At 61.6% G+C, this 19,480-nt stretch carries 17 protein-coding genes and 1 tRNA gene; 4 read left to right on the top strand and 14 right to left on the bottom strand.

The window, feature by feature from the left end; all coding sequences use genetic code 11:
- Window positions 1–24: 24 nt before the first annotated feature.
- The 3 genes from WC026_RS09175 to WC026_RS09165 all read right to left on the bottom strand — a co-directional run bounded on the left by WC026_RS09175 (window position 25) and on the right by WC026_RS09165 (window position 3,209).
- Entirely contained in the window at window positions 25–987 is a 963-nt protein-coding gene (locus tag WC026_RS09175; protein WP_372710580.1) for a CoA ester lyase, read from the bottom strand.
- A 141-nt stretch (window positions 988–1,128) separates the two neighbouring features.
- Window positions 1,129–2,337 carry an aminotransferase class V-fold PLP-dependent enzyme gene (locus tag WC026_RS09170; RefSeq protein WP_372710579.1) on the bottom strand — a complete coding sequence of 403 codons (1,209 nt, stop codon included), beginning with the start codon at window positions 2,335–2,337 and terminating at the stop codon, window positions 1,129–1,131.
- Window positions 2,338–2,585: 248 nt separating this feature from the next.
- On the bottom strand, window positions 2,586–3,209 hold the full coding sequence (locus WC026_RS09165) for a response regulator (protein ID WP_372710577.1): 624 nt from the start codon (window positions 3,207–3,209) through the stop codon (window positions 2,586–2,588).
- Between the two features lie 408 nt (window positions 3,210–3,617).
- On the opposite strand from WC026_RS09165, the gene WC026_RS09160 reads away from it, so the two are divergent.
- Window positions 3,618–4,145 (top strand): hypothetical protein, encoded by a 528-nt coding sequence (locus WC026_RS09160; RefSeq protein WP_372710576.1) that lies wholly within the window; start codon window positions 3,618–3,620, stop codon window positions 4,143–4,145.
- Between the two features lie 39 nt (window positions 4,146–4,184).
- Here the strand turns inward: WC026_RS09160 and WC026_RS09155 are convergent.
- Window positions 4,185–4,261: transfer RNA gene (locus WC026_RS09155), tRNA-Arg, on the bottom strand.
- A gap of 420 nt (window positions 4,262–4,681) precedes the next feature.
- On the opposite strand from WC026_RS09155, the gene WC026_RS09150 reads away from it, so the two are divergent.
- Window positions 4,682–5,629, top strand: coding sequence for a thermonuclease family protein (locus WC026_RS09150; RefSeq protein ID WP_372710575.1), 948 nt, complete (start codon window positions 4,682–4,684; stop codon window positions 5,627–5,629).
- A gap of 132 nt (window positions 5,630–5,761) precedes the next feature.
- Here the strand turns inward: WC026_RS09150 and WC026_RS09145 are convergent, their stop codons facing one another.
- From WC026_RS09145 to WC026_RS09125, 5 genes are all read right to left on the bottom strand, one after another.
- Window positions 5,762–6,754 carry a CarD family transcriptional regulator gene (locus WC026_RS09145; protein ID WP_372710574.1) on the bottom strand — a complete coding sequence of 331 codons (993 nt, stop codon included), beginning with the start codon at window positions 6,752–6,754 and terminating at the stop codon, window positions 5,762–5,764.
- 467 nt (window positions 6,755–7,221) lie between these two features.
- A complete protein-coding gene (gene fdxA / locus WC026_RS09140; RefSeq protein WP_372710573.1) occupies window positions 7,222–7,560 on the bottom strand; it encodes a ferredoxin FdxA in 339 nt (112 codons plus the stop codon).
- A gap of 128 nt (window positions 7,561–7,688) precedes the next feature.
- A complete protein-coding gene (locus tag WC026_RS09135; RefSeq protein WP_372710571.1) occupies window positions 7,689–8,093 on the bottom strand; it encodes an RNA-binding S4 domain-containing protein in 405 nt (134 codons plus the stop codon).
- Complete coding sequence (locus WC026_RS09130) at window positions 8,093–11,299, bottom strand: helicase-related protein (RefSeq protein WP_372710570.1); 3,207 nt, start codon at window positions 11,297–11,299, stop codon at window positions 8,093–8,095. Before WC026_RS09130 ends, WC026_RS09135 begins: the two co-directional genes overlap by 1 nt.
- Before the next feature lie 152 nt (window positions 11,300–11,451).
- Window positions 11,452–12,309: a DUF3108 domain-containing protein gene (locus WC026_RS09125; RefSeq protein WP_372710569.1), complete on the bottom strand. Its 858-nt coding sequence runs from the start codon at window positions 12,307–12,309 to the stop codon at window positions 11,452–11,454.
- A gap of 294 nt (window positions 12,310–12,603) precedes the next feature.
- On the opposite strand from WC026_RS09125, the gene rpmB reads away from it, so the two are divergent.
- A complete protein-coding gene (gene rpmB, locus WC026_RS09120) occupies window positions 12,604–12,897 on the top strand; it encodes a 50S ribosomal protein L28 (RefSeq protein WP_372710568.1) in 294 nt (97 codons plus the stop codon).
- 42 nt (window positions 12,898–12,939) lie between these two features.
- Here rpmB and WC026_RS09115 read toward each other — a convergent pair whose 3' ends face one another.
- The 4 genes from WC026_RS09115 to WC026_RS09100 all read right to left on the bottom strand — a co-directional run bounded on the left by WC026_RS09115 (window position 12,940) and on the right by WC026_RS09100 (window position 17,700).
- The gene (locus WC026_RS09115) at window positions 12,940–14,028 is read right to left on the bottom strand and encodes an esterase-like activity of phytase family protein (RefSeq protein WP_372710567.1); all 1,089 of its coding nucleotides are present in this window, start codon (window positions 14,026–14,028) and stop codon (window positions 12,940–12,942) included.
- Window positions 14,029–14,031: 3 nt separating this feature from the next.
- Window positions 14,032–15,927, bottom strand: a complete 1,896-nt coding sequence (gene cobT, locus WC026_RS09110; protein WP_372710566.1) for a cobaltochelatase subunit CobT — start codon at window positions 15,925–15,927, stop codon at window positions 14,032–14,034.
- A 49-nt stretch (window positions 15,928–15,976) separates the two neighbouring features.
- Complete coding sequence (gene cobS / locus WC026_RS09105; RefSeq protein WP_372710565.1) at window positions 15,977–16,978, bottom strand: cobaltochelatase subunit CobS; 1,002 nt, start codon at window positions 16,976–16,978, stop codon at window positions 15,977–15,979.
- A 98-nt stretch (window positions 16,979–17,076) separates the two neighbouring features.
- Window positions 17,077–17,700 carry a J domain-containing protein gene (locus WC026_RS09100; RefSeq protein WP_372710564.1) on the bottom strand — a complete coding sequence of 208 codons (624 nt, stop codon included), beginning with the start codon at window positions 17,698–17,700 and terminating at the stop codon, window positions 17,077–17,079.
- Between the two features lie 151 nt (window positions 17,701–17,851).
- On the opposite strand from WC026_RS09100, the gene WC026_RS09095 reads away from it, so the two are divergent.
- Entirely contained in the window at window positions 17,852–18,154 is a 303-nt protein-coding gene (locus WC026_RS09095; RefSeq protein ID WP_372710562.1) for a BolA family protein, read from the top strand.
- A 3-nt stretch (window positions 18,155–18,157) separates the two neighbouring features.
- Here the strand turns inward: WC026_RS09095 and WC026_RS09090 are convergent, their stop codons facing one another.
- A complete protein-coding gene (locus tag WC026_RS09090) occupies window positions 18,158–19,468 on the bottom strand; it encodes an HlyC/CorC family transporter (RefSeq protein ID WP_372710561.1) in 1,311 nt (436 codons plus the stop codon).
- Window positions 19,469–19,480: the final 12 nt, after the last annotated feature.

Below are 19,480 nucleotides of genomic sequence, written 5' to 3'. Positions count from 1 at the left end.
GGGCTTGTCGTTTCCGGCTTCTGGTTATTTGCTCTTCGCGCGAGCTTCATCGCCGGCCTTGATCGCCGCCGCCGTCACCAGCAGGTTCTTCGCCATCTTTTCAGATGCCGCGTCGATCATCTTGCCGTCGAGCGATGCCGCGCCCTTACCCTGCGCTTCAGCTTCCTTGAGAGCGACCAGGATGCGCTCGGCGCGTTCGATTTCCTTGGCCGTCGGAGAATAGATCTCGTTCGCCAGATCGATCTGCGAGGGGTGGATGGCCCACTTGCCTTCCATGCCGAGAGCTGCGCCACGGCGCGCGGCGGCCTTGTAGCCTTCCGGATCGTCGATGCCACCGAACGGGCCGTCGATCGGACGCAGGCCGAACGCGCGGCAGGCGACCGTCATGCGCGACAGCGGGAAGTGCCACTGGTCGCCTGGATAGTCGGGGTTCAAGCCGCCGATGACGACGGTGCGGGCCTTGTTGAAGGCCGAGTAGTCGGCGACGCCGAAGTGCATCGATTCAAGGCGGCTGTTTGCAGACGCGATCGCCTCGACGTTGGCCATGCCGAGCGGCGTCTCGATGAGAGCTTCCATGCCGATCTGGTGCGGAAGACCCTTCGCGACTTCGATCTGGCTGACGAAGCTTTCGATGGCGTACACGTCGGCCGGCACGCCGACCTTCGGAATGAGGATGGTGTCGAGCTTCGAACCCGCCTGCTCGACGATGTCGACGACGTCGCGATAGCAATAGTGCGTGTCGAGGCCGTTGATGCGAACCGAGACGCTCTTGCCTGAGCCCTTCCAGTCGAGGTCGTTCAACGCCTGGATGATGTTTTTGCGGGCCTGTTCTTTCTCGGGCGGCGCAACGGCATCTTCACAGTCGAGGAACACGTAGTCGGCGGCGCTCTTGATGGCGCGGTCGATCATGCTCGGGTTGGAACCCGGCACAGCGAGGTAGGAACGTTGCAGGCGCTGCTTGCGATTGGGGTAGAGGGTATAGCTCATTTGGGGGTCGCCTTCCTAGCGAAGTGAAACGATCATTTTTTCATTGCGAAAAGATCAGAATGCAGAGCGCCGATCAACCAACGAAAGTGCGATACGACGCAAAAATGCCCAGCCGCTTCGGGCGGCCGGGCATTGTCTGGTTTAGGCTTTCAGCGGCTCTTTGCTGGTCGCCGACTTGACCGGGTTCTTGGTGAAGTACTCGGCGGCTGCGCCGGTGCCCGAACCAAGCTTGACCGGGACGCCGCAATCCTTGAGCGCCATCTCGACCGCGAACAGAACGCCGCCAACCATGAACTCATCGAGCGAGCCCAGATGGCCGATGCGGAAGACCTTGCCCGCGACCTTGTTCAGGCCGAGGCCCAACGAGGTGTTGTAGCGATAGTAAGCCGTCTTCGTCACGGCGTTGCTGTCGATGCCGTCCGGCACGAGAACCGCCGACACGGTGTCGGAATGCCACTTCGGCGCTTTCGCGCAGAGCTTCAGGCCCCAGGCTTCGACGCCGGCGCGCACGCCAGAGGCGAGGCGATGGTGGCGCGCAACGACGTTGTCGATGCCTTCACCGAGAAGCAGGTCGATCGAGGTGCGCAGACCGCGGATCAGCGTCGTCGCGGGCGTATAGGGGAAGAAGCCCTGATCGTTCGTCTTGATCATGTCTTCGAATGAGAAGAAGCAGCGGTTCATACGGCCGTTCTTGCTCTTGTTGACGTCGAGCGCCTTCTGGCTGACGGCAAGGATGCCGAGGCCCGTCGGCAGCATGAAGCCCTTCTGCGAGCCGGAGACGCAACAATCGACGCCCCATTCGCCCATGCGCATGTCGAGCGAGCCGACGGACGAAACGCCGTCAACGAAGAGAAGAGCAGGGTGCTTGGCAGCATCGAGCGCCTTGCGAACGCCGGCCACGTCACTCGCGACGCCGGTCGCGGTTTCGTTCTGCGTGATGAACACGGCTTTGATTTCGTGGTTCTTGTCCTTGGCGAGAATGTCAGCGTACTTCTCGACCGGGACGCCCGTGCCCCACTCTTCATCGCAAACCTCAGGCTTCAAGCCGAGGCGCTCCGCCATATCGACCCAGAGCAGCGAGAACTGGCCGAAGCGGCTCATCAGAACCTTGTCGCCAACTGCGAGCGTATTCTGGATCGCCGATTCCCATGCGCCCGTTCCTGACGACGGGAAAAGGAAAACGCGGCCGTCCTTCATTTTGAAAACCTTCTTCAGGTCTTCAAAAATCGGCAGCGTGAGCTTGGGAAATTCGGGCGAGCGCATGTCTTCCATCGGAAGGTTCATTGCGATGCGCACAGCGTCGGGGACGTTGGTCGGGCCGGGAATAAAAAGGTGAGGCGTAACGGTCATGAGCGTTTCTCCGCGCTGCGTTGAGCCAAGCCGGACGGTCCCCTACGATTGCAGGGACGCGAGATCCGACGTGCTTTTGCTGATCCTTCCGCCCGATCGCAGATGCGGGCGTCAGTTCTAACTAGCAGGGGGACAGTGAGGGTGCGAACGAAAAACTAACAACACCCCGTTGGGCAGCATAGGCTACCCACCGCTGCGGCTTTATGTGCAGATCGCAATCGCCACTCGAGTGGGGCGAGGATGTTCGGCTAGGCGTGATCGTTACGGTTAACCGAAACGTGCAGCGCAACAGCCATCGCGCGATTCGACACGCCGAGTTTGTCGTATAAATTTTTCAGATGATATTTCACGGTGTTGCGAGAAATTCCGGTGCGGGCGGCGATCTGCAGGTTTGTCCAGCCGTTCGCAAGCGCAGCGAGCAACTCGCGCTCGCGCGCAGTTAGTCCCTCCAGCGGATCGTGGTTGAGCAAATCGATATCGACGTAGGGTAGCGACAAGCGGCCGCGCGCGACCGACACCACGGCTTCAAGCAGCACTTGCGGCTCTTCCGTTTTCGAGACGAAGCCCCACGCTCCACCTTTGATTGCCTTTCTCAGGACGTCACTGCTGCGCTCGCCCGTGTAGATGACGACGCGCGTTCGCCACTTCTCCTGCTTCAAGCGCGTGAGCACGGCGCCGCCCGTCATGTCCGGCAGCGCCCAACCGATGACGGCGATTTCGATGGGTTTGACCTTCAGGGCTTCGAGCAGGGATTCACCCGAGGCATGAACGCCGCAAACGCTGAAACGCCCATCGCGTTGCACCAGCGCTTCCAGACCCGCCCGGACGACCGGGTTCTGATCCGCAATCGTGACCTCGATCTTGCCGGCCATCAGCGCCAAGCCCCACGTGAAACGGCCACGCCTCGGTGGACGCCGCATGCGTGTCCGACGTCATCGGAACTGGCACCTCTCGTTGACGAGCGTAAAACTCTGATGCTCCTCACCGGGTTTCAAATCCAGATTGTATTTCAGGACGTTATATCTTTAGGCGGGCGACGCCATGCGACTAAAGCAGATAACTGATGTTTTCCGGCGAATGCAAGGTTGGTGGTTCCCTGCGTGCAATTCCCCTTAACTCCGATTGCCGTAGCAATCACAGGTTGGTCGTCCGGCGCCGTAAAGACCGGCGAAATTCTTAACCCTGCATCTTACAATTCGCTGACAGACAGCTGTCTCAGCCGCCGAAAAGCGTAAGGTGCCGACAGGCCCATTTCGCAAGCTGCGTAGAGATATTTCATCATGTCGATGTCGGCGAAAACTGAGCGCGCCCTTCTAAACTCCGATGAGATTGCGGTGCTTCGCTCCACACATCACCCGGAAATTTATGATCTGAGCCGGAAGGAATTGACCGAGCTGCAAACGCGCTTACGGGACATGCGCGACAAGGCGCGAACTTTGACGCGCCAGAAACAACGCGAAACCCGCGGTAAGTCCGAGCCACGCGGCAAGAGCTTTCCGGGTAGCGTCGAGCAGCCGCAACGCCGCAAGCAGCTTTTCGCGGCGGCATTGAAGCGTGTGAAGAAAGAGCTCTCCCGGCTGAGCAAGCTCGAAGCCAGGATGGAGCACGTGGAAGCGGCGCATAAAGCACTTGCGCAACGTCGCGCCTCGAACTTCAAACCGGCCATTCCTGCAAGCCGCACATCGGGAACAGGCATGCAGTCGCAAGAGAGTGTGCGGCGCCGCCGGGTTCTGCCTCGCGGAAAAGTCGGCAGCGTTCTCAAGCAGAACAAGATCGCTCAAGCGGCGCGCGATGCGCGACCGCAGTGATGTGCACGGTTGTGGCGTGACGTTTCGAAAACGGCGCGTTGGCGACCCCGGCAGGATTTGAACCTGCGACCTACGGTTTAGGAAACCGTTGCTCTATCCAGCTGAGCTACGGGGCCAGACAGATCGCGGCGGTTGCGCCGCACTGTCCGCGTGGCCGCAAGCTATGCTGTGAGCGTCGCGGCGGGTCAAGAGAGTGGCTGCGCGGGCTCTGTTGTTGCAGGAGCAACCCTAAAAGCATGCAATCACCCATATATTCAACTTATGATTGAATTTGACATTTATCCATCGTATGACGACGTGTGACCGCGAACGTGCGGGAGGCTGCGAAGCTCAGCGGGTCCCGCGAGGGCCGTTCGCGGTCGCGCCCCATCGGACGCTTTTTCGTTTTCCCGCCTCTCATGACTCGTTCACGGCATTGATCGCGGGTCTCGTGTTGCGAGAGGCTTGGCGCGCGTTGGCGTCTGTGATTTCCTCCCGTCATGGGGCGATGTTCGAGAGCGCGTATCATTGCGAGGCTTGCTGGCCTTGGCGCTCTCATGAGCGCGGCACTGCCGGCGATCGCGATCGCGGATGACGCGCCTGCACGCGGCAAGCTGCCAGCGCCTTGCATTCTCGATCCCGGTCCGGTGCGCACCGTCGCGCGCGTGCTCGATGGCGAGACGCTCATCCTCGACGACGGTAGCGCGGTGCGTTTGATCGGGGCGCTGGCGCCTCGCGCGCGGGATGCCGGAGCGGAAGCCGGCGCGTGGCCGCCCGAAATCCAATCCTTCCAGACGCTTTCAAATCTGGTGCTCGGCAAAAGGATCAAGCTCGCCTTCGGAGGCCGGCAAAAGGATCGATATGGCCGCTTCCTGGCGCAGGTTTTTCTCGAAGCGGGCGGCCGGTCCGAATGGGTGCAAGGCACGATGCTCGCCGCCGGACAGGCTCGCGCCTATGGCGTGCCCGAGAGTTTCTCTTGCGTGCGCGAGCTTCTCGCACACGAAGCCGAGGCACGTCGCAAGCGACTCGGCCTCTGGAGCAATGGCGTTTACCGGCCGATGCCGGCGGAGCAGCCTGGCATGCTCTTGAAGCTGCGCGGAAAATATGAGCGCGTGATCGGCACCGTCGCGTCCGTCGGGCGAACGAAAACGACGACCTATCTCAACTTCGGAACGGACTGGAAATCCGATTTCACGGTCCGCATCGGAAAAGCCGTGCTCGGCGCTAACCCGGAGCTGGCGCGCACGCTCGATACACTGCAATCGAAATCCGTCATCGTGCGGGGCTGGATCGAGCGGCGCAACGGACCCTTGATCGATATTGCCGACGTTTCGCAAATCGAATTTCTTGACGGCAAGGACGGCGGCGCCAGCCCCGCAGACGTCAGCGCAGCGACATCGCCTGACGACGCGCAGCCTGCGAGCACGCCCGCAGATCCCGATCCCGCCAAACAGTTGCGCCCGGATCCGACGGAAGGTGCGGAACCGGGCGCTGTAAATTTGTAGACGAAGCTATCTCGGAGCGTCAGAGCCTTTCCGATTTTGGTGAAATCGCGGAAAGGCTTTAGCTCTTTATTCTGTCGTACTTCTTATTGGAAAACTGGCCGGAAAACCGGTTTCCACTTTTCCGGAAGCACTCTATGCGGCTTCGCCGACCGATTCACTATCGGCCAAGCGGCGACCCTTGGCGCTCTTCGACAAAATCTCCGTGATGCACTGGACGGCGCCACGCTCATCGAGTTTTTCGACGGCGGCAAGCTCCCGCGCCATGCGATCCAGAGCGTCCTCGTAAAGCTGACGTTCCGAGTACGACTGTTCCGGCTGGGCTTCCGAGCGATAGAGGTCGCGGACGACTTCGGCGATCGAGATCAGATCACCAGAGTTGATCTTCGCGACGTACTCCTGCGCTCTGCGGCTCCACATCGTGCGCTTGACGCGCGCCCGGCCCTTGAGCGTCTCCATCGCCTTCTTGACGAGCCCTTCGTCGGCGAGCTTGCGCATGCCGACGCTTGCGAGCTTGCCGGTCGGGACGCGAAGCGTCAGCTTTTCCTTGTCGAAGGTGATGACAAAAAGCTCGAGCGACATGCCGGCGATTTCCTGCTCCTCGATGCCGACAATGCGGCCGACACCGTGAGCGGGATAAACAACGAACTCATTGGCCTTGAAGCCGTGACGCTGACTGACCGGCTTCTTCTGCACGGCGAGAAGCTGACGCGCGGCAGCCGATTTCTCGGCAAGCGCCTTGGGCGTCACAGGCTGGGTTGCAGGCGCGACAGCCGACGTGAGTTTCTGGCCAGCGGGCTTGTGGGCGCCGGCAGGAACCGTCATCGCACGCTGCGGTGCGGCCGCTGCAGCTTTTGCCGCGAACTGAGAGGGTGAAACGGGCTTCCTGGTCACGACCGGCTCGACCTTGGCGGCGGCCGGCTGCGGTTTCTTGGCCAGCTTGGCCGATGCGACGGGTTGTGCGCTCTTCTGCTTGCTGAGTGACGGCTTCGTCTCGGCCTCAGCCTTCGCCTTGCCGGGCTTCGCAGATTTCTGCAAGCTCGCAGCCGCCTTCAACGGGACAGCCTTGCCGACCGCGGATTTCGCTGCGGACTTGGGGCTGACCGGAGCTTTCTTCTTTTGCGCCATATTTTTTCTCACTCTCGCGTACTGAGCATGGCCGGGGGACCGGCTCGTAAGGCCGCCCTGGTGGGCGGGCATCAGTGCCATCGGCTGTCGCCGACGACACGCGCGCATCGAGCCAAACCCTTCCTGGAAGGAAAGGCCGTCCCCTGCGCGCTCATTGTGGCCTAGCTTTGCAAACTCCGTCCGACCTTGAACTGGCCGACTTTGAACCGGCCGTGTGACGCCCCATAACGTTTCATTGAAAGCCGGCCCGCAAAGTCAGGCGACCTTCTTTTGTTCGCAGCCGTTTCGGATTTGTGCAGACATAATGCCATCGAGAAAGACTCTAGCATAATTCTGCCCGCAAATGAAGGCCGACCTCATGAGACAATCTGGTCGAGCTTAAAATTCGCGCCAAAACGGCACGGAATCATTTTTTAAGCATAGGTATTTATTTCAATTTAAGCGCAAAATTTGCAGAAACCTGAGAATCAATCTCCGGAACCTGGCTTTGACGAGAAATATTTTTCGAACTTGCCCGGCTCATCCCTAATGTCGTCCGCCCCAGGCAGCGCCTCCTTCTTGGAGGTGATATTGGGCCAATTGTCTGCATACTGCCGGTTTAGTTCAAGCCAGCGCTCCACCCCAGGCTCCGTGTCGGGCTTGATGGCGTCAGCCGGACACTCGGGCTCGCAGACCCCGCAATCGATGCACTCGTCGGGATGGATGACGAGCATGTTCTCGCCTTCGTAAAAACAATCGACCGGGCAGACCTCGACACAATCGGTGTACTTGCACTTAATGCACTTATCGTTGACGACGTAGGTCATACGGTTTCCTGGCGGGATCCCTGGTGCGCGATTGTGGCCGGACCTGCCGAATCAAAGGTTCGCGCGGACATTGGCGGCGCCTTCTTTAGCATAGGCGGACCGATTGCCTAGGTGGAGCGGAGTCACAGTTACGAACGACCTTTGAGCTTGTCGATCAGGCGGCGATCCCGCTTCGTTGGCCGGCCCGCGCCTTCCAGCCGGATCGCGGGTTGCGCCGGTCGTAGCGACATCTCCGCCGCCCCGGGCCGTGGCGCCGGTGGCGTATGATCGAGGAACAGCAGCTGGGCTTCAGCGGCAGGCCCGCGACGCTGGCCTATCGCGACGATTTCGAGGCTTCGCACAGCAGGCCCAGCGACCAAGGTCAACACGTCGCCCGGCTTCACGAGCGTGCTCGGCTTATCGATTTTAGCGCGGTTCAATCTCACCTTGCCGCGAGCGATGAGATCTTGGGCGAGCGTGCGGGACTTGGTGATGCGCGCGAACCAGAGCCACTGATCGATGCGCTGACCGGAGTTGACGTCCGCCGGACCCATCAGGTCGAGCCGGAGCCTTCGCTGCGCTTTTCCATTTGCGCCTTGAGCGCGGCGAGGGCCGCGAAGGGAGACGAGGAGTCGGCGGACCCTGACTTCGGAGGCGCGGCGGTGACAACCTGCGGCGAGCGGCGAGGCTCATCGCGGCGGCGGGCTTCGCCGTGGCGATGGTCACCCTGCCTGTGATCTCCCTGACGGTGATCTCCGGGGCGATGATCGCCCTTCCGATGATCACCTTGACGATGATCGGCCGGGCGGTTGGGTCGCTTCTCGTGATCGCCACGCGGTTTACCGCCGTCGTGGCGCTCAAAGCGCGGGCGGGCCGACTGCTGATCGGGTTTGACGTTGGCATCGCCAACCGGAGTGGCGGCGGGCGGGGCGCTTCCCTCGGCGGTTGTCGTGACGACAGGCGCACCGCGATCAAAGCGCGGCTTGCCGCGCCGCTGATGCGTGTCGCGTTGATCACGATGCCCGCCTTCGCGGCGATGGTGGCGGCGGGGACGCCAGATCTCTTCGAATTGCTCCGCTTGCGCTTCGGCTTCTGCTTCCTGTGCGGCGGGCGCTTCGGTGCTATCGGCCGCTACGGGCGCCGCAGGCTGAGACTCGGAGGCTTCGGCGGGCAGGGCTGGCGTCGAGACCGCAGTTTCGGCTTCTTCGGCGGGCTGCTGCGGGGCGGCTTCAGCTTCCGAAGTCGCGTCAGGTGCATCAGGCGCGGCGGCGGTTAGGTCGACCGTGGCAACAGCCGGGGCTGCCGCCGGTGCGGGGGCGATCGGACGGCGCTCGAGCCGGAAGCCGAGCGACTTCAGGACTTCTCCCAGCTCTCCCGACGAGCAGCCAAGGATCGACATCATGTCGTCCGTCGCCTTGAAGCCGCCGTCGCCGGTCGAGCCTTTGGGCGGTGTGTCGCCCCTTTCCGGAGACGAGCGCCAGGCGAGCAGCGGGCGGATCAGATCCGCCAGACGTTCCAGAATGTCGAGACGAACGGCGCGCGGCCCACACACATGAAATCCGTGCGCACGATAGAGCGTTTCCGGCACTGTCGCGTCGGTTATGACGGAGGTGAGACCCGGGCGCGGCAATTGCGGCACGCCGGTCACGGCTGAGCCGTTTTTCAGGAGCCAGAGCGTCGCCGCAAGGTCGGCGGGCGCGGGCTTCAGCATGACGGGGAAGAAAATATTGAAAGCGCCGAATCGAAGTCCGTACTTGCGCAGCTCGGCACGCGCGGCCTGATCGAGCGCGTTGACATCGTCAGCGACGGTCTCGCGCTTCAGTGCGCCGAGGTTTTCCTTCAGCTGAAATGCGATGCCGCGGGCGAGGCCCTGCAGGTCGCCGGTCTTTGCCATATCGACGAGCGGCTTCAGCTTTTCGCCGATCATATCGTCGAGCCAGGTTTTCAGGCGCGCCTGAATCTTTTCGCGATCGGATTCGCTCATGTTTTCGTCGGCGATGAGGGACAGGCCGGGTTGCAGCGGGTCCTCCGAGCGGTCGAGCTTCGCGATGTCCTCGTCGCGCCAGACGACGACACCTGCGCGCGTCAGCTTGAACGCATCGTTCTGCGCCGCCGATACGCGGCGTGCGCGCATACCGAGTTCGCGCGTAACGACCTGCATCGCGGCCTGCCGCGTCGCGCGCTCGTGGATGCCGTCGCCGGCCGAATCCAACGTGAAGCAAAATCCCTTCAAGCGGCCGACGAAGTGGCTTTCCACCGTGATCGCGCCGTCCTCGGCGATGTCCGCCGTCAACTCTTCCTTGTCTCGCATGCCCTTCATCAGTGCGCTGGTCCGGCGGTCAACGAAACGCTGCGTCAAGCATTCGTGGAGTGCGTCGGAAAGACTATCTTCTACAGCCCGCGTCCGCTCCTGCCATTGAACAGGGTCGCTCAGCCAGGCTGGCCGGTTGGCGACGAACGTCCACGTCCGGATGTGGGCGATACGCGTCGCAAGCGTATCGATGTCGCCGTCGGTGCGATCCGCCAAAGCCACCTGCTTGGCGAACCAGTCCTCCGGAATCTTGTGCGTTCCGGAGGTCAAATGCCGGTAGAGATTTGAGATCAACTCGGCATGGCTTTGGCTGGAAATCTTGCGGTAATCCGGAACCTGACAGACGTCCCAAAGCAGCGCCACGTTGTCACGCGTCGTGGCGATATCGGAAATTTCGCGATCGGAACTCAGCGCTTCGAGAGCCTCGACATCGTCGGCGGTGCGGGCGCGCGTCAGGCGTTGCTCGCGCGGCAACTGCCGCAGCGATTCATGCAACGCCGAGAGCGAGCTGAAATCCAGATTGCGATTGCGCCACTGCAACGTGCGGACACTATCGAAGCTATGTGTTTCAAGACGCTCGACGGTATCGGCATCGAGCGCCTCGGCGCTGCCCGTCACACCGAAGGTTCCGTCGTTCATATGACGTCCGGCGCGGCCCGCGATCTGGCCGATCTCGCCCGGCGTCAGATTGCGATGGTTCTGACCGTCGAATTTTCTCAAGGCCGAGAATGCGACGTGGTCGATATCGAGGTTGAGCCCCATGCCGACCGCGTCGGTCGCAACGATGAACTCGACGTCGCCGGACTGATAGAGCGCGACCTGGGCGTTGCGCGTGCGCGGCGACAGCGCTCCGAGAACGACGGCAGCGCCGCCGCGCTGACGGCGGATCAATTCGGCAACGGCATAAACATCCTGCGCCGAGAACGCGATGATCGCCGAGCGGGCGGGCAAGCGCGTGATTTTTTTCTCGCCCGTGTACGTCAGCTTCGACAAGCGCGGGCGGGAGATGAAGTTGGCGCCGGGGATCAGATCGGAAATCGCCTCGCGCATCGTCTGCGCGCCGAGCAGCAATGTTTCCGAGCGTCCGCGCGCGTGCAGCAGACGGTCGGTGAAGACGTGGCCACGCTCGGGATCGCCGCAGAGCTGGATTTCATCAATCGCCAGAAAATCGACATCGATATCGCGCGGCATCGCTTCGACGGTCGAGACCCAATAGCGGGCGCGCTCGGGCTTGATCTTTTCCTCGCCCGTGATGAGGGCGACATTCTCGACGCCGACGCGCGTTTTGATCCTGTCATAGACCTCACGCGCCAGAAGGCGCAGCGGCAAGCCGATCATGCCGCTGTTGTGGCCGAGCATACGCTCAATCGCGAGATGCGTCTTGCCGGTATTGGTCGGACCGAGCACCGCGGTGACATTGCGAATGCGGGCTTCGAGATCGCTTATCATATCGTACCTGACTCCGGATCAGACCCTGGCATTACAGAGCAGGGCCGTGAGATCAAGGGGATATTGCGTGCTCCCTTCGGAGCCTTGATCTTCCACACTCGTTAATCGGTCCGGCTCTGCCAGAATTCATTGGCGGCGGTCATTGTCTGAACTCATCGTCTGAGTGCAATCTGAGCGTTATCGGCCGCTATGATGTTGATTTGTTCCGCCGTCATGACCGCCGGTCCGACGGTGGACGGAACAGAAATGCGATAGGGCACGTAAATGCCCGCGCTCGGGATGGCGCGCAACGCGATCTCGATATGATCGTAGTCGATCCAGGGCTTGTCGAAATCCTTCGGCTTATGCCCGGCAATTGGAACGTATTTGACGCGGCAAACCGTGAGTTCCTTGGGCTGCCCGCTTGGACGCTCCTCCTTGACCGTTTCGTGGCCCTTGAAAGACAGGCGAAGATCGAACCGGGCCTTGCCGTCAAAGATTGGAATGGTTCGATTGCAGGCATCGGAGCCGGTCGCGTTCGAAATCGCGAGCGTTGCGGAAATCGGGTCGAAGACATTCTTCAGGTTGTCGGGCGTGACCTTGATCGCTTCCGGATTGAGCGGCTTGTTGGGCACCAGGGCGATCGTTTTGACGCCGGCCGGATCGAACCCGAGCGTCACCGACGTCAGTTTCTTTTTCGTCTTATAGCTCATCTGGTAGGCGACCGGGCGCGGGCCGCTTTTGTCGACCGCGCCGCTTCCGGTAAATGTGCCGGTCCATTTGAACGCGCCGAATAGAGCCGAGATTTCGGTCTTGCCGGTCGCTGAATAAGTGTCGCCGCTATAGTTCGACGTGAAGTTGTAGACGCCGACATCAAAGCCATTGAAGGTCAGGCGATAGCGTGCGTTAACTTGGTTCGGCCAGGCCACGTCGCGTGCCGTTGCTGGTCCAACGACGAGAGCCGCAATGAGGGCAGCGAGCACGCTCGAGCCTGCGAAGCGCCGACGCCCGCCGGCTGTGGAGTTGTCCATAGGTTCTTCCCTGCGCCCCGTGTACTAACCCCGGCGTTAGGCCGCCTTTGCGTCGATTCTTGGACTTTCGGTCGCGGCTCCGTTATCCCTGCGCGACTGAACACGTCCCAAAGCGGCGGTCGCGGCGAAGGGTTCCGGGTCAGATCAATTGCGCCGCCCTGCTTGACGGCTAACCCGCCCCTCAATTATACACCGCGCTGGAGACCCCGTGAGCCCTGCTGACGGGGCGCATTTTTTCTGCAACAGCAGACATTCGATAGACCGCCCCATCTGGGTGCGGCGTAGGAGATCGTCATGACCAGGCGCTGCGAGCTGACCGGCACTTTGCCGCTGTCAGGCCAACTCAGGAGCCACGCCGAGAACAAGTCTAAGCGCAAGTTCCGGCCCAACCTGCACAACGTCACGCTGCTCAGCGACGCGCTCGGCCGCAAAGTCCGTCTGCGCATCTCGGCGCGGGCGCTGAAGTCGGTCGAGCACCGCGGCGGTCTGGATGCCTTCCTTCTCAAGGCGGACAACGACGAGCTTTCGCCGGCGTGCCTGAAGCTGAAGCGTGAGCTTCAGAAGGCGCAGGCGGAGAAGGCGGCCTAAGGGCCAAGCCTTAGACGATTGAGAATTTTGCCCGGTCCGGGATCAATCCTGCGGCCGGGCTTTTGCTTGTCCGCGATCGTTGAGGGTGAATTGCAGCAGGATCGTTCGCTGCAAAATGTGATTGAAGTTGTCGTCGGACATCATCGTGACCAGCACTTCGCCGCTGTCGAGCCGCGAAACCGACAAGCCTTCCATGTCGTCGATCTGAGCCGTGAGATCGGCTTCGATCAGCGTTTCGCCTTCGATCACCCGGCCGGGCTTCAGCTCATCGGGTGAAATGCGCCGCAGCCGCATCTTCACGCCCTCCGTCCAGCGAAAGCGACGTTCGAGAACGAAAAGCGTTCCGTCATCGAGGCTCGCAAGATCGGTGATGTCGAAGTCGGCGATGTTCTTCAGATGGAGCGTCGCCGGGCCGTGCGACGTCCACAGCCAGCCCGTGTGGTTGCGCGCGCGATCGTAAAGCCGTTCCGAAAACGCGATCACCGATCCCTTGTACGGCCCGCCGCGCATGACGGTCATGCCTTCGAGGCCCTGATTTGAGCGCATGAGCCGGGCCTCGGCGGGGAGCGGCACGGTGCTGCGACCGGCCGCCAAACCGTGCGGCGACCAAACATAGCGATCGATCCGATGCTTACGCTCGAAAGCAACGAGCACCGAGCCTTGCTCAAGACTACCCGTTTCGAGCGCGATCGCTTCCGCATCGCGTTCCCGGCCGATGGGCCTACCGTCACGATTGAGCAGCGGTCCGAGGCGCGCATCTGCAATGCCCACCGGATGTCGACCGTCGTAGACGATCCTGCCCGTCATCCAGACGCCGGAATCGGAAATCGCGAGCAAGGTTTTCGCATCCTTGCCGACGACGAGGCCGGACCAGCCGCCGAAGTTCGGCGAGGGCGACGTCAGGACCAAGCCGCCACGAAACGTGAGTTTTCCCGCCGTCGACGTTGAAGATGACGTCGGGCCGCCCATCTCCGTGCGCTCGAAATTCCGAATGATGGCCGCGTCGACCGTGATCGGGCCGGCTTTCAGCGACGCGATATCGGGCTTGGCGTCCGCCAATACGATTTGAGGGTAAAGACCGAAGGCCACGGAGAAAACAGCGGCGCGCATGCTGTTTGCGAACGTCACCATGCCTCAATGCATCAGCGCGCGTCGCCGCGCGGGCTGCGAGGCATTTTCCAGTTTGGAATCTTCTTCGAACAGCTCGACGAGTTTTTCGGTCATCGCGCCCGCGAGTTCCGACGCATCGGTGATCGTCACGGCACGACGATAATATCTCGTGACGTCATGGCCGATACCGATGGCGATGAGTTCGACCGAAGACCGGTTCTCGATTTCGTTGATGACCTGGCGCAGGTGTTGTTCGAGATAGCTGCCGTTGTTTACCGACAGCGTCGAGTCATCGACCGGCGCGCCGTCTGAAATCATCATCAGGATGCGCCGCTGCTCGGGGCGGCCGACAAGGCGCGAATGCGCCCACGCCAGCGCTTCGCCGTCGATGTTTTCCTTGAGCAGGCCTTCGCGCATCATCAGAGCCAGCGAATTCTTCGAGCGCCGCCACGGCGCGTCCGCTGTCTTGTAGATGATGTGGCGCAGATCGTTCAGCCGCCCCGGCGTCGGCGGCTTTCCGGCGGCGAGCCACTCTTCCCGCGCCTGACCGCCCTTCCACGCCTTCGTTGTGAATCCGAGAATTTCGACTTTGACGCCGCAACGTTCCAGCGTGCGCGCGAGAATGTCGGCGCAGCACGCGGCGACCATGATCGGGCGGCCGCGCATCGAGCCCGAATTATCGAGAAGCAGCGTCACGACGGTGTCGCGGAATTCGGTGTCGCGCTCGCGCTTGTAGGAGAGCGCGCCGGTCGGATCGGTGATAACCCGCGTTAGGCGCGCGGCGTCGAGCATGCCTTCTTCGAGATCGAAGTCCCAGCCGCGGCTCTGCTGCGCGAGAAGTTTACGCTGCAGCTTGTTGGCGAGCTTGGCGACCGCCGCCGAAAGCGTCTTCAGCTCCTTGTCGAGGAAAGCGCGCAGACGCTCCAATTCTTCCGGCGTCGAAAGCTCGGCGGCGCCGACTTCTTCATCGTGGGCGCGTGTGAAAACCTTGTAGCCGAACGCTTCGGGGTTCTCGAGGACAGTCATGTTCGGACGCCAAGGCGCGGGCGCCTCGTTGTCGTCGAGGCTCTCTTCGTCCATCTCCTGCTGTTCAGTATCGCCCGAATCGACCATCTCCTCGGTTTCAGAGAGATCGCCTTCGGAAGACTGGTCTTCGCTCTCCTTATCCTGGCCGTCGGAGCCTTCCTCGTTGGCGTCTTCGGACTCGTCCGTCGCGCCGTCCTTGGCGCCGTCCTCGCCCTCGTTTTCGTCTTCGCCCTGCTGCGGCTCGTCCGTCAGATCGACGAGGTCGAGAATCTTGAGCAGATCGCGGATCTGGCGACCGAACTGCTCCTGATTTTCCGAAAGGCTTCCGAGACGGTCCAAAAGCGTGCTGCCCCGGGCTTCGATCGTCGGCCGCCAGATGTCGACGAGACCCTTCGTCGATGGCGGCGGCGGCAGGCCGGTGAGGCGTTCGCGAATGAGCAAGGCGAGCGCGTCTTCGAGCGGCGCTTCCGAGCGATCGAGCACCGTCTTGAATCGACCATGGCTATATTGGTCTTCGAGGCGCGCGGTCAGGTTCGCGGCCATGCCCGGCATCCGCATCGCGCCGAGCCCTTCGACACGAGCGCGCTCGGAGGCTTCGAAGACGGCGCGCGCGGGGCCGGGTGGCGGGGCGATCCGGCGGTGAATCTTGGCATCGTGGCAACCGATCTGCAGGGCGAGGCTGTCAGCCCAGCCGCGCGCCAGTGCGATGTCCTTCGCAGTCGGCGCGCGTGGCGGCTCGGGGATGTAAACCGACTTGCCCGAGACATCGCCGCTGCCCGGCCCGAAATCCACTTCGACCGCGCCGTCTCCGGCAATGGCGCGAACGGCCGGTGCGAGCACGCGCTTCAGCGGCTCGGACGGGGCTTCACGACGCTTGCTCGGAGGTGAACTCATCGGGAATGTCTCGGCCCATGCTTCGGCGCAGGTCTCTCAGTAGAGAAGATCAGCTCAGCGCGACGTTTGCCGTGCTTTCCGAAAGCTCCTCGCCGAAGCAGCGCTGATAGAATTCCGCCACCAGCGGCTTTTCGAGATCGTCGCACTTGTTCAGGAACGTCACGCGGAACGCAAAGCCGATATCGCCGAAAATCTCGGCGTTCTCGGCCCATGTCATCACGGTGCGCGGGCTCATCACCGTCGACAGATCGCCGTTGATGAAGGCGGAACGCGTCAGATCGGCGACGCGCACCATGTGCGAAACCTGCTTGCGCTTGGCGTCCGTCTTGTCGAAGGCCTTGACCTTCGACAGCACGATCTTCGCTTCGTCATCGTGCGGCAGATAGTTCAGCGTCGCGACGATCGACCAGCGGTCCATCTGGCCCTGGTTGATCTGCTGCGTGCCGTGATAGAGGCCGGACGTGTCGCCGAGGCCGATCGTGTTCGTCGTTGCAAACAGGCGAAACGCCGGATGCGGGCGGATCACCTTAGACTGATCGAGCAGCGTCAGCTTACCTGAGACTTCAAGCACGCGCTGAATGACGAACATGACGTCGGGACGGCCAGCGTCGTATTCGTCGAACGCGAGCGCGGTATTCGTCTGAAGCGCCCAAGGAAGAATGCCTTCCTTGAATTCCGTCACCTGCTTGCCGTCGCGTAGCACGATCGCGTCCTTGCCGACGAGATCGATGCGCGACACATGGCTGTCGAGGTTGACGCGGACGCATGGCCAATTGAGGCGCGCCGCAACCTGTTCGATGTGCGTCGACTTGCCCGTGCCGTGATAGCCTTGGATCATCACGCGGCGGTTGTGCTTGAAGCCCGCGAGAATTGCGAGCGTCACGTCGCGATTAAAAAGATAATCGGGATCGAGATCCGGAACGTGCTCCTCCGCCTTCGAGTAGGCGGGAACCTCAAGATCGCTGTCTATGCCGAAGACTTGACGCACGGACAATTTCATGTCCGGCAAATTCGCAGGTTGCGCGCCCGGAGCGCTCGTCGTCGTGCGCATCAAAATTCAATTCCCGATGAATGCCGCCCAGCCGCCTCAGGGGCTTCGGGCCGCTGCGATCTGGGAGGCTCAATCGCACGCGGCTCAACGGCCCGGTATCAGACCAGGCCTGCTTGCTTCAGATAGTTATAGGCTTGAAGGATTTCACGCAACTTTTCCTCGGACCGACTGTCGCCGCCGTTGGCGTCGGGATGGTGAACCTTCACCAGCTCCTTGAAGCGGGCCTTGATGTCCTCGCGGGTTGCATCGTCGCCCAAATCGAGGGTCTTGAGCGCTTTGCGCTCCAGAGGCTTCAGCTGGCGGCGGAAGGACGACGGCGCAGTGCGCGACGATCTGACTTTCCGCGCCATCCTCGTCGTGCTTTCGGCGACGCGGGCGGCGGCTTCCTCGGTGCGAGCGCCATCGCGCGTGCCGTGCGCCCAGGCGTTGGCGCCCGTCTTCCACGTCGGGCGATGTCCGGTCAGGGCATCCTTGCGGAAGCTGTTGACCTCCGCGTCGCTCATGCCGTCGAAATAGTTGTAGTCCTGATTGTACTGGCGCACGTGATCCACGCAGAAGTGGAAATACTCGCCGTCGCGGCCACGCCCCTTCGGCGCCTTATGCGCTCCGGGCTTCTCGCAGCCCTTCCATTGGCAGAGAGGCGCACGCGTCTCCTTCTTGGCGCCTTGCGAGCGCTTGGACGACACGCGGATGCTGTCGAAGTATTTTGAGGTCAGTTTCATCGGCCGGTGATTATGATGGTTCGTTTCGTTGGAAACAAGGCGTCAAGAATTCCGGTTGATTTCTTCGCCAACTGTGCTGGCAAGGCTTTAACATGTCGTTTCACGGCGCATTTATATTTGTTCGAAGATGCCGGCAGTCAAAGAGAGCAACATGGGACGATCCGTCACCGAAATCCTGCGCGAAAAACTAATGCTGGAGCTGCGTCCCACGCGACTCGACGTCATTAACGAATCGGTCCTTCACGCCGGGCATCGAAGCTCGCCCGGTACGGGTGAAAGTCATTTTCGCATCCTCGTCGTCTCGAGCGCCTTTGAGGGAAAATCGCGCGTCGAGCGCCAGCGCATCGTCAACGATCTGCTCAAGGACGAGATCAGTGGCGGCATTCACGCGCTGGCGCTTGCAACGGTCGCCCCGGGCGAGCCCATTCCGCCCGGCTTCTCGGGACGGCCATAAGAATTAGCCGCGCGCAGCTTTCTGCTGCGGCACGCCGATCGCCGTTCCTGCGATCGCTGTCAGCGGCTTGATGCGAATTGCCGTGATTTTATTGCGGCTCTTGCGCAAAATTTCGAAACGGTAGCCGTGGAATGTGAACACCTGTCCGGGCTCGGGAATCGTTTGCGCCTCGTGGATGACGAGGCCCGCGATGGTCGTCGCTTCGTCGTCCGGCAGGTCCCAGTCGAGATGGCGATTGAGATCGCGGATTGCCACCGTTCCGTCGACGTTGACCGTGCCGTCCGATTGCATCCGGATGTGGCTGTCGGGATTGTCGTGCTCATCGGTGATCTGGCCGACGATTTCCTCGAGGATGTCCTCGAGCGTGATGAGGCCCTGCACCTCGCCGTATTCGTCGACGACTAGCGCCATCTGTGTTTTCTTTTTCAGGAACTGGTTGAGCTGGTCCTTGAGGCTCGTCGTATCCGGCACAAACCAGGGCGTGCTCGCCGACTTCATGATGTCAAGCGTATCGGGCGCCCAGCCGGTGCGCGACAGCGCCAGCAGCAGATCCTTGGTGTGCAGCACGCCGACGATATTCTCCGGCTCCTCCTTCCAGATCGGAACGCGGGTGAATTGAGATTTTATCAGCTGGTCGAGAATTTTGGCCGGCGGATCGTCGGCATTCACCGTTTCCATCTTGGTGCGATGAACCATGATGTCGGCGACTTGCAGATCGCCGAGATCAAGAACGCCGCCGAGCATTTCCGCGTCGCCCTTCGCAACGGTGCCTTCCTTCGCCTGCAGGTCGATGGTGCCGCGAATTTCTTCGTGCGCCGCAAGAATGTTGGCTTCGTCGTCGGCCTTGCCCGGCGTCAGCTTCAAGAGATTGCGGACGACGTATTCGATCGCCTTCGTGAACGGCGTCAGAATGTAGATCAGGCCGCGCATCGGCGGCGCCACGATGAGCGCCACGCGATCCGCATAGGCCAGTGCATAGGTCTTCGGCAGCACGGCCGCGAAAATCACGATGAGGATGGTGATCAGACCCGTCGCGTACGCAACGCCGACCTCTCCATAGAGGTGAACGGCGACGTTGGACGCGAGCGCGGCGGCAAGAACGTCGACGAGTGTATTTCCGAGCAGCACGGTGCCGATCATCTTCTCCGGTCGCGACAGCACGCGGTTGACAAGAGCGGCGCTGACGTTGCCGTCTTCCTCGAGGGAATGCATACGGGCGCGCGACGCGGCCGTCAGCGAGGTTTCGCTGCCGTTGAAGAACGCGGAGAGGACGATGAGAATGAATATGGCAATGATGCTGAGTACTATAGACATGAAACTGGCCGG

The organism is Hyphomicrobium sp. (assembly GCF_041674905.1).
Lineage (GTDB): Bacteria > Pseudomonadota > Alphaproteobacteria > Rhizobiales > Hyphomicrobiaceae > Hyphomicrobium_B.
This window is presented reverse-complemented; position numbering and strand designations above follow the sequence as displayed.

Coding starts and splice junctions, on each gene's coding strand:
- WC026_RS09175 (WP_372710580.1), bottom strand. CDS start 987: ATGAGCTATACCCTCTACCCCAATCGCAAGCAGCGCCTGCAACGTTCC.
- WC026_RS09170 (WP_372710579.1), bottom strand. CDS start 2,337: ATGACCGTTACGCCTCACCTTTTTATTCCCGGCCCGACCAACGTCCCC.
- WC026_RS09165 (WP_372710577.1), bottom strand. CDS start 3,209: ATGGCCGGCAAGATCGAGGTCACGATTGCGGATCAGAACCCGGTCGTC.
- WC026_RS09160 (WP_372710576.1), top strand. CDS start 3,618: ATGTCGATGTCGGCGAAAACTGAGCGCGCCCTTCTAAACTCCGATGAG.
- WC026_RS09150 (WP_372710575.1), top strand. CDS start 4,682: ATGAGCGCGGCACTGCCGGCGATCGCGATCGCGGATGACGCGCCTGCA.
- WC026_RS09145 (WP_372710574.1), bottom strand. CDS start 6,754: ATGGCGCAAAAGAAGAAAGCTCCGGTCAGCCCCAAGTCCGCAGCGAAA.
- fdxA (WP_372710573.1), bottom strand. CDS start 7,560: ATGACCTACGTCGTCAACGATAAGTGCATTAAGTGCAAGTACACCGAT.
- WC026_RS09135 (WP_372710571.1), bottom strand. CDS start 8,093: ATGGGTCCGGCGGACGTCAACTCCGGTCAGCGCATCGATCAGTGGCTC.
- WC026_RS09130 (WP_372710570.1), bottom strand. CDS start 11,299: ATGATAAGCGATCTCGAAGCCCGCATTCGCAATGTCACCGCGGTGCTC.
- WC026_RS09125 (WP_372710569.1), bottom strand. CDS start 12,309: ATGGACAACTCCACAGCCGGCGGGCGTCGGCGCTTCGCAGGCTCGAGC.
- rpmB (WP_372710568.1), top strand. CDS start 12,604: ATGACCAGGCGCTGCGAGCTGACCGGCACTTTGCCGCTGTCAGGCCAA.
- WC026_RS09115 (WP_372710567.1), bottom strand. CDS start 14,028: ATGGTGACGTTCGCAAACAGCATGCGCGCCGCTGTTTTCTCCGTGGCC.
- cobT (WP_372710566.1), bottom strand. CDS start 15,927: ATGAGTTCACCTCCGAGCAAGCGTCGTGAAGCCCCGTCCGAGCCGCTG.
- cobS (WP_372710565.1), bottom strand. CDS start 16,978: ATGCGCACGACGACGAGCGCTCCGGGCGCGCAACCTGCGAATTTGCCG.
- WC026_RS09100 (WP_372710564.1), bottom strand. CDS start 17,700: ATGAAACTGACCTCAAAATACTTCGACAGCATCCGCGTGTCGTCCAAG.
- WC026_RS09095 (WP_372710562.1), top strand. CDS start 17,852: ATGGGACGATCCGTCACCGAAATCCTGCGCGAAAAACTAATGCTGGAG.
- WC026_RS09090 (WP_372710561.1), bottom strand. CDS start 19,468: ATGTCTATAGTACTCAGCATCATTGCCATATTCATTCTCATCGTCCTC.